At 71.8% G+C, this 12302-nt stretch carries 12 protein-coding genes and 1 riboswitch; of the genes, 3 read left to right on the top strand and 9 right to left on the bottom strand.

The genetic code is table 11. The annotated features are described in order from the left end of the window. Positions 1-51 precede the first annotated feature (51 nt). On the top strand, positions 52-1464 hold the full coding sequence (locus LIP_RS08875) for a hypothetical protein (protein WP_144440405.1): 1413 nt from the start codon (positions 52-54) through the stop codon (positions 1462-1464). Positions 1465-1512: 48 nt separating this feature from the next. Here LIP_RS08875 and LIP_RS08880 read toward each other — a convergent pair whose 3' ends face one another. Beyond that, on the bottom strand, positions 1513-2019 hold the full coding sequence (locus LIP_RS08880; protein WP_068137028.1) for a hypothetical protein: 507 nt from the start codon (positions 2017-2019) through the stop codon (positions 1513-1515). A 403-nt stretch (positions 2020-2422) separates the two neighbouring features. Beyond that, positions 2423-2500: riboswitch (cyclic di-GMP riboswitch) on the top strand. Between the two features lie 13 nt (positions 2501-2513). Here LIP_RS08880 and LIP_RS08885 point away from each other — a divergent pair. Continuing rightward, positions 2514-2999, top strand: a complete 486-nt coding sequence (locus tag LIP_RS08885) for a hypothetical protein (RefSeq protein ID WP_068137032.1) — start codon at positions 2514-2516, stop codon at positions 2997-2999. A 72-nt stretch (positions 3000-3071) separates the two neighbouring features. Here the strand turns inward: LIP_RS08885 and LIP_RS08890 are convergent, their stop codons facing one another. The 4 genes from LIP_RS08890 to LIP_RS08905 are packed head-to-tail and all read right to left on the bottom strand — an operon-like array spanning position 3072 to position 6227. After that, entirely contained in the window at positions 3072-4256 is a 1185-nt protein-coding gene (locus LIP_RS08890) for an ATP-binding protein (RefSeq protein WP_068137035.1), read from the bottom strand. Next, entirely contained in the window at positions 4253-4690 is a 438-nt protein-coding gene (locus tag LIP_RS08895; protein ID WP_082726066.1) for an anti-sigma regulatory factor, read from the bottom strand. Before LIP_RS08895 ends, LIP_RS08890 begins: the two co-directional genes overlap by 4 nt. Then, positions 4666-5019 (bottom strand): STAS domain-containing protein, encoded by a 354-nt coding sequence (locus tag LIP_RS08900; protein WP_068137038.1) that lies wholly within the window; start codon positions 5017-5019, stop codon positions 4666-4668. The genes LIP_RS08895 and LIP_RS08900 overlap by 25 nt, the downstream gene beginning before the upstream one ends. Continuing rightward, complete coding sequence (locus tag LIP_RS08905) at positions 5016-6227, bottom strand: GAF domain-containing protein (protein ID WP_068137041.1); 1212 nt, start codon at positions 6225-6227, stop codon at positions 5016-5018. The genes LIP_RS08900 and LIP_RS08905 overlap by 4 nt, the downstream gene beginning before the upstream one ends. A gap of 437 nt (positions 6228-6664) precedes the next feature. On the opposite strand from LIP_RS08905, the gene LIP_RS08910 reads away from it, so the two are divergent. Beyond that, the gene (locus tag LIP_RS08910; RefSeq protein WP_068137043.1) at positions 6665-7456 is read left to right on the top strand and encodes a VIT1/CCC1 transporter family protein; all 792 of its coding nucleotides are present in this window, start codon (positions 6665-6667) and stop codon (positions 7454-7456) included. A 60-nt stretch (positions 7457-7516) separates the two neighbouring features. Here the strand turns inward: LIP_RS08910 and LIP_RS08915 are convergent, their stop codons facing one another. The 4 genes from LIP_RS08915 to LIP_RS08930 all read right to left on the bottom strand — a co-directional run bounded on the left by LIP_RS08915 (position 7517) and on the right by LIP_RS08930 (position 12290). Beyond that, on the bottom strand, positions 7517-8878 hold the full coding sequence (locus LIP_RS08915; RefSeq protein ID WP_068137046.1) for a GntP family permease: 1362 nt from the start codon (positions 8876-8878) through the stop codon (positions 7517-7519). 143 nt (positions 8879-9021) lie between these two features. Then, complete coding sequence (pdxA, locus tag LIP_RS08920) at positions 9022-10080, bottom strand: 4-hydroxythreonine-4-phosphate dehydrogenase PdxA (RefSeq protein ID WP_068141811.1); 1059 nt, start codon at positions 10078-10080, stop codon at positions 9022-9024. Between the two features lie 15 nt (positions 10081-10095). Further along, on the bottom strand, positions 10096-11502 hold the full coding sequence (locus LIP_RS08925) for a four-carbon acid sugar kinase family protein (RefSeq protein ID WP_068137049.1): 1407 nt from the start codon (positions 11500-11502) through the stop codon (positions 10096-10098). Further along, the gene (locus LIP_RS08930) at positions 11499-12290 is read right to left on the bottom strand and encodes a DeoR/GlpR family DNA-binding transcription regulator (protein WP_068137051.1); all 792 of its coding nucleotides are present in this window, start codon (positions 12288-12290) and stop codon (positions 11499-11501) included. Before LIP_RS08930 ends, LIP_RS08925 begins: the two co-directional genes overlap by 4 nt. Positions 12291-12302: the final 12 nt, after the last annotated feature.

The raw sequence follows: 12302 nt of genomic DNA on the forward strand, positions 1-12302 counted from the left end.
GATGCGGCGCGGTCTGCTGGGCCTGTCCTGTTCCGTCTCTGGCTGCTGGACGTGGGCTTCGCTCCCTTCCGTACCAGCGCGGTCTTCGCTTCCCCGACCTCGGAGGCAGCCGCCGAGCCTTCGCAGCTCCTGGTGCGGGGGTTGCTCCTTTCGGCCGGCTACCTCCTCCTGCCCGTGGACGAGTTCCAGGTCCTGGCCGCCCAGGCGGCCGAAGCGATCCTCACCTTCTCCCGGGAGGAGGCGAGCGGCGGCCTGCGCGAGGGGGTACAGAAGGGCCAGGTGACCAGCCTGGGGTCGCTGGCCACCTATCCCGGGCATCCCACCACCCTCACCATGCGGCGCGCCGTCCCCTTCCTCACCCCTGACGAGGTTCCGTTCCCGCTCCATGCGTCCGGGTCGGCCACGGCCTTCCCGATCCAGTCGACCCTCACCCTGGAAGTGGAACCCCAGACCACCGGTCTTGACGGCCGCGTGACGAGCCGCGTTCGGTTCGAGGCGGAGCACTTGGGACGCCGCTTGGTCTTCGACGCCACCCTTCCCCTCGACCGGACCCCCACCCCCATCGCGGGTCTGCTGATCCAGCGAACGGAGGAGCTCTCGGTGGGTCCCTTCGTGATCGATCGCAACACCCACCCTCGCCTGGCGGCTCTGGCTGTCACCGCGGAACCTGTCGCCCTCGGACCGGCCCCTTCCGGGGAGGAGGCCGACGCCCTTTCCGCCGAAGACGCCATCCTCCCACCCCTCTCTCGCGCGCCGGCGGTCCGGCCTGCAGCTGGCCGCATCACTGCGACCGCCTCCCTTGCTCCCTTCGTGGCTGAGGTGGTCGCCTGGTTCGGGCCGCTGCCCGACGCCTCCGAACCCTCTTCCGCTGACGACACCCTCGGGCTCGTGCTGGCACGCACGGCAGAGCAGCAACTCCTGACCCTCGATACGTCGTGGCGTTGGGCGGACTCGGCCCGGCTCACCCTGAGCCTCGAGTCTTGGAACCCGGCGGCCGGGACCAAGGAGGGCGTCGCGGAGGGATGGATCGGCCTACACGGCACCCTGGCACGACGACTCGAGCTGGTAGGAGGGGCCTTTCTCGGCCCGCGCCCGACCCGCTGGTACGTGGGGCTCTCGGAGACCACCGCCCCCTCGTCCTCGCTGGAACTCCGCGCGGCCTACCTCCTCCAGGTGAGCGGCGGTGCTTTCGCTGAGGTGACATCGGGCCGGCTCCTGAGCCTCGGTGCCCTCGACCCCGCCTGGGAGGTGGCGGCGGGATGGCATCCGGGCCCCTGGCGGCTCGACCTCACCCTCTCCCGCCCACCGGGGGACGTGGACCAAGTGGAACTCCGGCTGGCGCGCCAGCTGGTTTCCGGCGAGAAGCCCGGGCTCGCACCCGGCCTGGAGGCCGGCGTTCGCTACCGCTGGCCCGTGGAGGAGCTCGAGTACCGGCTGGGCCTGCGGTTCCGCACGTGGGAGTAGACGACAGCAGACGACATGCGCGGGGTTCCGCGACGCAACGCGGGCGGATCAGGGTTCTGGGGGCACCAGCACCGTAAAGACCAGGGTGGTCTCGTAGGTCCCCATGGGGTCTGTGTACTGCAGACTCAGCCGGAGGTCCAGGGCCAAGGTGGACCGGCCGGGCCCTTGCGTGGTGAGGCGGACCATGTGCGCACCGAAGGGCCGCCACCGGCTCCCGGGTTGCAGCCTCCACTCGAGACGCTCGGAAGGGAGTACCGTCCCCGTCTCCACCTGGACCAGGCCCTGGGGGTTCGACACGAGGATCTCGGCATTCCGGTTCCCCACGAAGTCCAGCTGAAGGCCGCCCGGCCGGGTGATCCTGATCTGGTCGCCCAGGTGCTCGCCCTCCAGGATGTCCTCCTCGGTGAAGACGACCTCGGGGGTCCGCGCCGTGAGCCGAGCGAGGTCGGGGATGCGCGCGACGACGGTCACGTAGACCGTTGCCAGCACCGTTCCCTGCGCCGCCGCCGGCCCGGCGACCGCGGCCCAGGCCATGAGGATACAGGCAGCCGTCACGAGGAGTCGACCTGCCCTGGGACGGGCGTCGAGGAGAGCGTGGGCTGTGGGGCACCCCGACGCGCGACGAGGGGTCGGATGGGCTCCGACCGCATGAAGACCGGAGCGACGCGCCTTTCCCGATGGGGAGAGGACGCCTGTGCTCTGGCTTCGCTTCCGGGCTTCACGTCTTCCTGTCGCCACCACCGCGGTCACCGCCTGCTGGGGGAGGCCGGCTCCCCGCTGGGCTGCCGGGTCGACTCTACCGGCACGGTGTCAATGGCGAGTCAACGGCGGCACGCACGGTACCCGGACGGACGCGCGGGAAGGCACACCCTTCCTCTCGCGAACCCGGCGCATTGTCCTCCAGTTCGTCCGGGTGCGTGCCGATAGGCAGAGCGAAGGATGTGTGCCCCGCGCGCACCTCCGACAAAGGCCAACCCGTCGCGAGGCGGGGGCGCAAAGCCACGGGTCTCCTGCGGGAGACGGCCGGGCCGCCGAAGAGGGTGGGCTTGATGTCTCGTCTCGTTCGCTGGGCGGTACTGCTCGGCGGCTTCATCGTCCTGGTCGTGGCTCCGTGGGTGCTTTCCATCCCGCGGGCGGGAGCGGCTCCTCGGGTCCTGGACCGCGACGAAGTCCGGGTCACCGTCCACATCCCACCGCTGGCTGCCGTGCACGTGATCCGCGGTTCCGCCCTCTCCTTCGCGTACGACGGATCCTCGCCCACCGTCCAGCTCTCGGACGCCCTCGCCCTCGAGGTCATGGCCAACGCACCGTGGGAGGCCCAGGTGCAGGCGGCCGGACCGTTCGCGATCCACCTGGCCCCGGCGAGCGCGGTGGGCTCCCGTACTTCCGGGCCTGCTCCCGCATCCGCGGCGATCACCGGTGGGGCAGGCCGTCACGCCTACCGGTGGGACGTGCGGGTGAGCGTTCCGGAGGGGACGCCGGCCGGCCTTTATCAGATACCGGTGAGCGTGCTGGTCGGTCTCAACGTCCCCTGATCCCACTCGTACCGCGGCGCCTCGCCCCGCACGAACTCCACCACTCCAGGGTAACCCGCTCCCAGAGCCGGTTCAACGCGGGGGGTGTAGCGCTTTCGTATCAAGAGCGTGAGCGGGCGCGATCGGGGGCGTGCGGAGGCGCACGGCCAGGACGAGCGCGTCGTCCCGGCCCCCCGCCCCGGCCACCATCGCCTCCACCGGTTCGCGGAGAGCGGAACCGGACGGCTCCGGGATGGACGGATCGGCGCCCGCGGAGGGCAGGGCGATGGCTTCCGGGAGAACGTCGAAGGGCACCCCGTCGGTGGCCATGAGGACGATGCCCCCGCCGGGGATGGCCTCCTCCCGGGGAGCCGGGTCGGGCCAGCGGACGCCCAGGCACCCGGGCGCGCCCATGCGGAAGCCGCCAGGCTGTCCGTGGGCTCCCTCGCCGGCCTCGGGGCCGTGCTGCGCGGTATCCGCCACCCAGTGGAACCGCACGTTCCCCACCCCGGCCCAGGAGGCTTCCGCGGGGCGGACGCGGAGCAATCCCGCCACCGCACCGCGCCCGGAGCTGGAGGCTGCATGGCCCGCCTGGAGGAACTCGGGCAGGGCCGCGCCGGGCTTGGCCGCGGCCAGCTCCGCCAGCGCGGTCACCACCTGGGCGGCCGCTTCGGCCGCGGCCGGCCCGTGCCCTACCCCATCGATCACCGCCACCAGCACCCCATCCGCCAGCGGGAGGATCGCATAGGCATCGCCGCAGGCGGACTCCCCCTCGGCGGAGCGCAGGGCTACCGCCGCTTCCAGGGCCCCGACCGGGCCGGGGACGAGAGGTTCCCGCCCCGTCCGGCCGGCGGGCACGGGCGAGCCGGGCCGTGGCTTCGCCGGGGGCAGGCGCCGCCAGGCGGTCACCCGCGCGCCTCCGGCGGGAGCGTCCTCCAGGGTGAGACCGTCCATCAGCCGCCGGGCTCCCGGAAGGCCGACCCCTAGGCCGGCGGTCGGGCGGCCCGCGGTACCGGCGAAGCCCGGACCCCGGTCGGTGCAGGCCACCTCGAACCGGTCGCCCGAGCGGCGCAGCCAGGCCTCGCCCTCCACCCCGTGGTGGAGCACGTTGCTCGCGAGCTCCGAGACGGCCGTCTCGATCTCGGTGGTCGCGTAGGCATCGAAGCCCATGGCGCGGGCCAGGTCCCGCGCCTGGGCGATGGCTAGGTAGACGTCCAGCTCCCTCCGGATGGGCACCAGGCGGCTCTCGCTGACACCCGCGGGCAACGCGACGCTCATGGCAGCCACTTGCGCATCCGTACCCGAGTTCCCTGGCCGGGGAGGCTGTCGAGGGTGAAATCGTCCACGAGGGCCCGGGCGCCGCTCACGCCCCGGCCGAAGCCGTCGGCGGTGGAGAAACCGCCTTCCAGGACCCGGCCGACATCGGGGATCCCGGGGCCGCGATCCGACACCACGATCTCCAGTCCCAGGCGAGCCTCCCCCTCCAGCACCCGGAACTCAATGTGGCCCTCGCCGGCGTACTGGACCGCATTTCTCACGATCTCAGAGACGGCGGTGGCGATGCGGGTCTGGTCCACCACGCCGAAACCCAACTCGCGTGCGAGCTCCCGGACCGCTCCCCGGGCGGTGACGATCACCACCTGGTCCTGGCCCTCGATGCGGATCTCGATGACCCGCTTGCGGACGTCTACCTTTCCGGCGCGCGCAGCCATTCCAAGCCCCGCTCCAGGTTCAGGTCCATGTGGACCCCGGGCAGCTCGAGACCCATCTCCACCAAGGTGATCGCCACCGCCGGCCGCAGACCCACCACGGCCGTACGGGCGCCCATCAGCCGGACCATGCCGGCCGTGTCCCGGATCACCCTCCCCGTATACGAGTCCACCACCTCCAGGCCGCTCAGGTCGATGAGGACGCCCCGGGCCCGCTCCCGGTGGAGCTGCTCCAGGAGGGATTGCTGCACTGCGGCGATGTCCGCGTCCTTCAGCTCGCCCTGGAGCTCCACGATGAGAAAACCCTCCACGTGCAGGATGGGGATGCTCATGACCCCGGGCCCACCACCCGGTGACCCAGGAGCTCCAGGGCCAGGGCCAGGCCCGAGCGGAGGTCGCCCACGGTCTCCAGGTCCCCGAAGGAGACGCCCAGCCGCACCAGGGTGACCGCCACCTGAGGGCTGATGCCCACCAGGATGCTCCGGGCCCCCACCAGCCGCGCGGCCCGGGTGGTCCGCAGCAGGTGGTCCGCCACCCCCGTGTCGATGGAGGGAACGCCCGTCACGTCCAGGATCACGATACGGCTGCCGAGCTCGACGATCCGGTTCAGGAGCTGCTCCATCATCTGCTTGGCCCGGCCGCTGTCGATGATGCCCACGATGGGCATCACCAGGATCCCCTCCCACACCTCGATGACGGGCGTGGAGAGCTCCCGGATGATGCGGCGCTGCTCCTCCTCCACCTCCTCCGCCCGCCGGGCGGCGTAGACCTCCCCTGCCCGCCCGGCCACCGCGTCCTTGAGCCGGGTGAAGGCGCGGATCGCCCGCAGTGCCCGACCGGGTTCGTCCACCAACGACGAGAGGGCCGTGATGGTGTCCAGGAGCGTCTGGCGCTCGCGCACCCGGTGCCGCAGGTTGGCCAGCGCCGTCCCCAGGTGCCGGCAGACGTAGGCGAGCCCGACCTCGTCCTGGGTGGTGTAGCGGGCGGGGCGCGTGCTCTCCAGGTTCACCGCGCCCAGGACCTCTTCCGCCGACTGGATGGGCACGGCCAGCTCCGAGCGGATCCGCTCCCCCTGGGTGAAGGGCAGGTAACGGGGCTCGGCCCGCACGTCGTCCACCCGCACGCTGGCGCCCGATCGGGCCGCGTGGGCCACGAGGCCCGGGCCGTCCAGGGCCAGCTCCCGGAGGTCGCCGGGTTCGATGGGCCTGCGAGAGAACGGGGGCCGGCGCTCGGGCTCCCGGGAGCCGACAGGCAAGAACCGGTGCAGGCGGAGTCGGCCGCCCTCCACCAGGAAGATCCAGACGAAGTCATCCCTGAAGAGGGTCCGGAGGCCGTGCAGCACGCGATCGAGGAGCGCTTCCCGGTCCAGGGTGAGCGAGGCGTCGGAGATGGCCCGGTGGACCTCCAGATAGCTCCGGTCCGGGCCCGGACGGTTGGAGCGCGCGGGGGGCCGGACCCGAAGGCTCCGGAGGGCCTGCCCCGCTCCTGCCACCATCCCTCCGAGGCCCTGAACCCGGCCCAGGAGGCTCCTCGGTCTCACCCAGCCGCACCTCACCCTTGCCCCGCCCTGCTTGAAACCGTTCGAGTTGTCTTCATGCACTCCTGGGTAGGGGCTCGGCATTTGGGCGGCGTTCGTTGAGGGGCCGCGGTCACGCGTTGAAGAAACGACCGACCCCCCTTCATTCCGCCCGCCCGGCTGCCGATAGTTCCTGTAGGGTCGAAGGATTGTCCTCTTGTGTCTCGGCTTCGCCTCCTCAAGACACCACGGTCACGGGCCGGCGCGAGGCGGTCTCCCAGCGGAGACCGCCTCCGCCTTTCTTGGTCTCCCTTTCGTGACACCGCCTCTTCGGGTCTCTTCGGGTCCGGGGCAGAAGTTCCCGGCCGCACGGTCTCCCGGCGGGACCGTGCAGGAAAGGCTAGCCGAGGAGGAAGGGGTTCGCCCGGCCCGAAGGCTTGTCCGGGAGGGAGGCGACGGCCATGAAGCGGGTGGATGAAGCACGGAGGGCCTACCGGCAGGGTGATCCCGACGCGGCGGCCCGTGCCCATGAGATGAACCGGATCGCCGCGGAGGAGCCCCACGAGCAGGAGCGGGGCAAGTACCTGAGCGATGCGGTGTTGGGCGCCTCGGACGGCATCGTCACCACCTTCGCCGTGGTGGCGGGGGTGACGGGTGCGGCGCTCTCGCCCACCATCGTCCTGATCCTGGGCTTGGCCAACCTGCTGGGGGACGGGCTCTCCATGGCGGCGGGCACCTACCTGGGCGAGCGTTCGGAGGTGGACTACCAGCAGAAGGAGCGGGAGCGGGAGCTCTGGGAGGTGCGCCACTTCCCCGAGGGCGAGCGGGCCGAGGTGCGCGAGATCTATCGGAAGAAGGGACTCTCGGGTGAGGTCCTCGAGCAGGTGGTGGAGGCCATCACCGCCGACGAGGAGCGGTGGGTCGAGACGATGATGCGCGAGGAGCTGGAGATCATCGAGGAGCGGAAGGACCCGCTCCGGGCTGGCCTCACCACCTTCGTCTCCTTCCTGGTGGGTGGGGCGATCCCGCTGGTGGCGTACATCCTGGCCGGTCTCTTCCCTGCCCTGGCCGCGCACGGGTTCTGGGCGTCGGTGGTCATCACGGCTCTGGCCATGTTCACCGTGGGCTCCATGCGCTCCATCGTCATCCACAAGCCGTGGCACCGAGCGGGCCTGGAGATGCTCGCGGTCGGCGGGTTGGCGGCCGTGGCCGCGTACGGGGTGGGCTACTTCCTGCGGGGGCTCGCAAGCTGAAGGGCGGGGCGCCTTGCCCGCCCCGCCCTGCGCCCTGCGGCAGCCTCGTCGTCGAGAGCGCTATGCGAAGAGGCTGACCACCAGTAGCACCACCAGCGACGCGGCCCAGGCCAGGGTCGACGGAACCGACCAGGTCTGGACCTGCTTCTTCACCTGGGTGATGCCGAGCAGCCGATTCACCACCCAGAAATACGAGTCGTTGAAGTAGGAGAAGACCATGGCTCCCTGCGTGGCGGCCACCGCCGCCAGGGCCATGTTCGCCCCCGTGCCCGCCAGCACCGGCGCCGTGATGGAGGCGGCGGTGATCATGGCCACCGTACCGCTTCCCTGAACGAGTCGCACGATGCTGGCCACCGCGAAGGGAAGGAGCACTGCCGGCAGCGCCGTGGCCGCGATCTGGCCGGCCAGGTAGTCGCCGATGCCGCTGGCCCGCAGGACCGCGCCCAGCGCGCCGCCGCCGCCCGTCACCAGGAGGATGATGCCGGCCGAGGAGATGCCCTGCTCCATCCAGCCCACCACCTTCTCCCGGGGCGTCTCCCGCATCAGACCGTAGATGGCCACCAAGAGACCCAGACCCACGGCCACGATGGGGTTGCCCAGGAAGGTGACGTAGCCCACCCACGCTCCGGCGGGCTTCAGGGCCGTCACCAGGGTGTTGGCGAAGATGAGGATCACCGGCAGCACGATGGGGGCGAAGGCGGCCGTGGCCGAGGGCAGCTCCCGTTCCTCCCGGGCCGCCGCCACCTCGTCCGACCCCGACTCCGCAGCGGTCTGCCCCGCGGCCACCAGGTCGTCAGGCGTCACCTGCTTCGCCAGCCGGCGGGCGTAGAACACCACCGCCACCAGCGGCGGGATGGAGAGCAGCGCGCCGTAGAGGATCATGAGACCCAGGTCGACACCGAAGAGCCCTGCCACCGCGAGCGGCCCAGGCGTGGGCGGCACCGCGTGGTGGGTCACCACCAAGCCGGCCGCCAGGGCGACGCCCAGGGCCACCACCGAGCGGCCCGTCCGGCGCGCCAGCGCCTTGGCCAGAGGCGAGAGGATGACGAAGCCTGAGTCGCAGAAGATGGGGATGGAGACCACGTAGCCCGTGGAGGCCATGGCCCAGTCCTCCCGGCCCTTGCCGAAGAGCCGGAGGAAGGAGAGGGCCATCCGCTCCGCCGCGCCCGAGACCTCCAGGAGCTTCCCCATCATGACGCCGAAGCCGATGACGGCCCCGATGCCACCCAAGGTGCTGCCGAAGCCGTTGGCGATGGTCGTGGCGATCTGCGCGGGGTCCAGGCCCGCGATGAGGCCCGTCAGCGCCGCGCTGAGAATGAGTGCCAGGAAGACGTGGACCTTGGTGGCCAGGATCAGCCAGACCAGAACCCCAACCCCGATCACCAGGCCCAGGATCAGCTGAAGCCCAGAGACGTTTTCCAACGCACGTTCCTCCCCTCGCGTTCCTTCGTTCGCAGCCGTCTGCCCAGCGCTGCCGGGCCGGGGCGCTCCGGCCCCATCACCTCCCCTTGAAAGGCGCTCCCAGGCCGGGGGCGGAGGCCGCAGCCCCCGGATCCCCTGGAGGGTCAGGCGCCTCCCGCCCGGTCCGCCGCGGGCGCGTTTGCCGCCCGGATGCGGGGGGCGTACTCGGCGGCGGCCAGGATCGCCTCCACCATGCTCCGGTGCTGGGCCTGGCCCTTGCCCGCGATGTCGAAGGCCGTGCCGTGGTCCACCGAGCTGCGGACGAAGGGCAGCCCCAGGGTGACGCTGATGGTCCGCTCGAAGTCCAGCACCTTGGAGGCGATGTGCCCCTGGTCGTGGTAGAGCGAGAGCACCGCGTCGTAGGCGCCCCGGGCAGCGAAGACGAAGATGGAGTCGGCGGGCACCGGTCCCACGGCCCGGATGCCCTCGGCTTGCGCGGCCGCGATCGCAGGCACCATCTCCTGCCGCTCCTCCTCCCCCAGGAGCCCGCCCTCTCCCGCGTGGGGGTTGAGCGCAGCCACGCCGATCTCGGGGTCGCGGACACCCAGGACCTCCAGGTTCCGCCGGACCTCTCGGAGCGTCTCGAGGAGCAGGTCCCGCCGGATCATCTCGCACGCCACCCGCAGGGACACGTGCCGGGTGAGGAAGAAGATCTTGAGCCTTCCGGTGCGGAACATGGTGAGGCTGGTGCGGGAGCCCGTGAGCTCCTGGAACATCTCCGTGTGGCCGATGAACGGGACCCCCGCCGCCTTGATGGCCTCCTTGTGGATCGGGCCCGTGACCACCCCATCCACCTCACCGGCCAGGGCCAGATCGATGGAGCGGCGGATCGAGGCGAAGGCCAACTCGCCCGCCAGGCGGCTCACCCGGCCAAAGGGCACATGCCGCTCCAGGTCTGAGGTATCCACCGGGTGCGCGGGCAGGACCTCCACCGTGCCCGGCTTGAACCGGGCCTCTGCGGGTCCTGCCACCACCTTCAGCCGCAGGTCCTTCGCCACCAGCGGCTTCACCCGTTCCAGCACCGCGGGCTCGGCCAGGACCAGGGGCCGGCACCGCCGGTACACCTCCGGCTCTCCCAGGGCGGCCAGCGTGATCTCGGGGCCGATGCCGGCGGGATCACCGGCGGTGATGGCCAGGACAGGTCGTGTCTCACGTGGGTCCACGAACGTCACTCCCCTTCAGGGTCCATCCGACAGGTACCGCAGGCACCGGACCAAGGCCTCCTCGTCTCCCACCAGGCCGCCCTTGGTCACCACGGGCAGGCCCGCCCAGGGCCCTCCGGTGAGGCGGGCGAAGGCTACCAGCGGCTCCACCTCCACCTCCAGGCGGAGCACCGGCGACGTCAAGGCCCGGCAGCTTGCCACGGTGATGTCACCGCCGCTGAGGTAGAGGCCGTCCAGGGGCGTGCCCTGGCTCGCAGCCTCGTCCGCCAGCGCCGCCACCAGCTCCCCCACCGCTCCGGCCACGGCACCCGCCGTCTGGGCCGGCAGCAGGGGCTGCCCGGAGCGTGCCGTCACCAAGAGCGGCACCTCCGCCCGCCGCAGGCAGGCCAGGGCGGCGTCCAGCGCCTCCCTCGCGGCATGCCGCACGGTCGCCGGATCGGCCTCTGCCGAAGACGTCGCGGCGACCAGGGCGTCCACCGGCACGGGGACCGGGCAGGCCGCCCCCGCACGTGCCGCCCGCTCCACCTGCCGAAGGCTGAGAGGGGTCACGCTTCCCACGACCCCGGCCAGGTAGTGCGGCTTCTTCGAGTGCTCGGGGGTCTCGCCACCAGGGGCTGGGCCTTCCCGGCGGGTGGCGCCCGATCCTGCGGCGGGCTGGCGCAGGGTAGGCGCGGGGACCGCCCACCCCGCCTCGATCAGGCGTGCACGGGCCAGGGCACCCGTGAAGGGTCCTGGATCCACGCTGAGCACCGGCGTCTCCAGGAGCACGGTGGCTGCCACCAGGGTGTCGATGTGGGCATCGGTGGTGGCGTCGGCCACCACCACCCGCGTCCCCCGGCGGATCGCGCCCTCCAGCGCGGCCCGGGCCGTTCCGGGGCCCCGCAGGACCTGGTCCAGCTCCAGACTCTCCATGGCCAGGCCGGTCTGCTCGCGCAGGACCTCCTGTACCCGGCTGCTCCGAACCGGGGCGCCGGGGTCGGTGCCAGCCGCCGTCTCTTGCACCGGGACGCCGTGGACCAGCAGGAAGCCGCCGGCCACCACCCGGCCCGACGCCGGGTACGCGGGAACCACCAGCGCCAGGTGGGGCCGGCCGGCGGCGTCCAGCGCGCCCATCATGGCCTCGAGCTCCGTCCCCAGGTTCCCCCGGAGGGTGCTGTCGATCCGCTTGCCGAAAAGGTTGGCGCCCGCCTCCACCAGCACCGCCGTCGCTCGCCGTACCCGGTGGGCCGCTTCCTGGGCCGGCAGGGCGCGGCTCTCGGTGACCAGCGCCAGCGCCTGAACGTGCCCTTCCAACCGAGGGGCCTCCTCGGCCGTCAGGGCGGACCAGACCTCCATCCCCCAGCCCGCCAGGCGCACGCCGGTGGCGTTGGCTCCCGTGAGGTCGTCCGCCACCACGCCCAGGCGGATCGGTCGCTGGCTCATCCCGCCTCCCCCTCCCTCACCTGGCTGGCTCGAGCCAGCAGCACCTCGAGGCCCTTCTCGCGCAGCGCCTCCACCACCGGGGCCGGGGCCCGGTCGGTGGTGATGACGCCCATCACCTCGGTCACGGCCGCTACCCGGGCGAAGCCCTTGGTTCCCAGCTTGGCTGCATCCACCAGGACGTAGCTGCGGGTCGCCGCCCGGATCATGGCTCGCTTGACGGCCACCTTCTCCAGGTTGGTGGTGAAGAGACCCAGGTCGGGGTCGACTCCGTCGGCTCCCAGAAAGGCCACGTGTACTTGGATCCCGGTAAGGAACGCCTCCGCGTGGGACCCCTGCAGGCTGTACACCTGTGGCCGCACCTGCCCTCCGGTGCAGTAGAGGGTCACCCCGGGTCGGTCCGCCAGCTCCAGCGCGGTGACCAGGTCGTTGGTGACCACCGTCAGTGGGCGCGCCTCCAGGGCCCTGGCCGCCTCCAGTACCGTCGACCCCGCGTCGAGGACCAGGGTCTGGCCTGCCTCCACCAGCGAGGCCGCCACCCGGCCTATGGCTCGTTTCTCGTCCGGATGCCGGGTGGACTTGCGTCGGAGGGGCACCTCCTCCGCCAGCAGGCGGGGGTCCAGGGCCCCACCATGGGTCCGCTGAACCAGCCCGGACCGTTCCAGCCAGGCCAGATCGCGCCGCACGGTCATGGCCGACACGCCCAGCTCGCGCGAGAGCTCGTTCACTTGCACCTTGCCCCGGCTACGTACCTGCACGAGCACCCGGTTGCGCCGTTCAGCTGCCAGCACCCCTTTCCCCTC

Origin of the sequence: Limnochorda pilosa, assembly GCF_001544015.1 — a bacterium.
In the GTDB taxonomy this organism is placed as follows: Bacteria; Bacillota; Limnochordia; order Limnochordales; family Limnochordaceae; genus Limnochorda; species Limnochorda pilosa.

Bases quoted from the DNA above. Each gene is read 5' to 3' on its own strand.
- LIP_RS08885 (WP_068137032.1), top strand. From the start codon at position 2,514: ATGTCTCGTCTCGTTCGCTGGGCGGTACTGCTCGGCGGCTTCATCGTC.
- LIP_RS08900 (WP_068137038.1), bottom strand. From the start codon at position 5,019: ATGAGCATCCCCATCCTGCACGTGGAGGGTTTTCTCATCGTGGAGCTC.
- LIP_RS08925 (WP_068137049.1), bottom strand. From the start codon at position 11,502: ATGAGCCAGCGACCGATCCGCCTGGGCGTGGTGGCGGACGACCTCACG.
- LIP_RS08895 (WP_082726066.1), bottom strand. From the start codon at position 4,690: ATGGCTGCGCGCGCCGGAAAGGTAGACGTCCGCAAGCGGGTCATCGAG.
- LIP_RS08910 (WP_068137043.1), top strand. From the start codon at position 6,665: ATGAAGCGGGTGGATGAAGCACGGAGGGCCTACCGGCAGGGTGATCCC.
- LIP_RS08890 (WP_068137035.1), bottom strand. From the start codon at position 4,256: ATGAGCGTCGCGTTGCCCGCGGGTGTCAGCGAGAGCCGCCTGGTGCCC.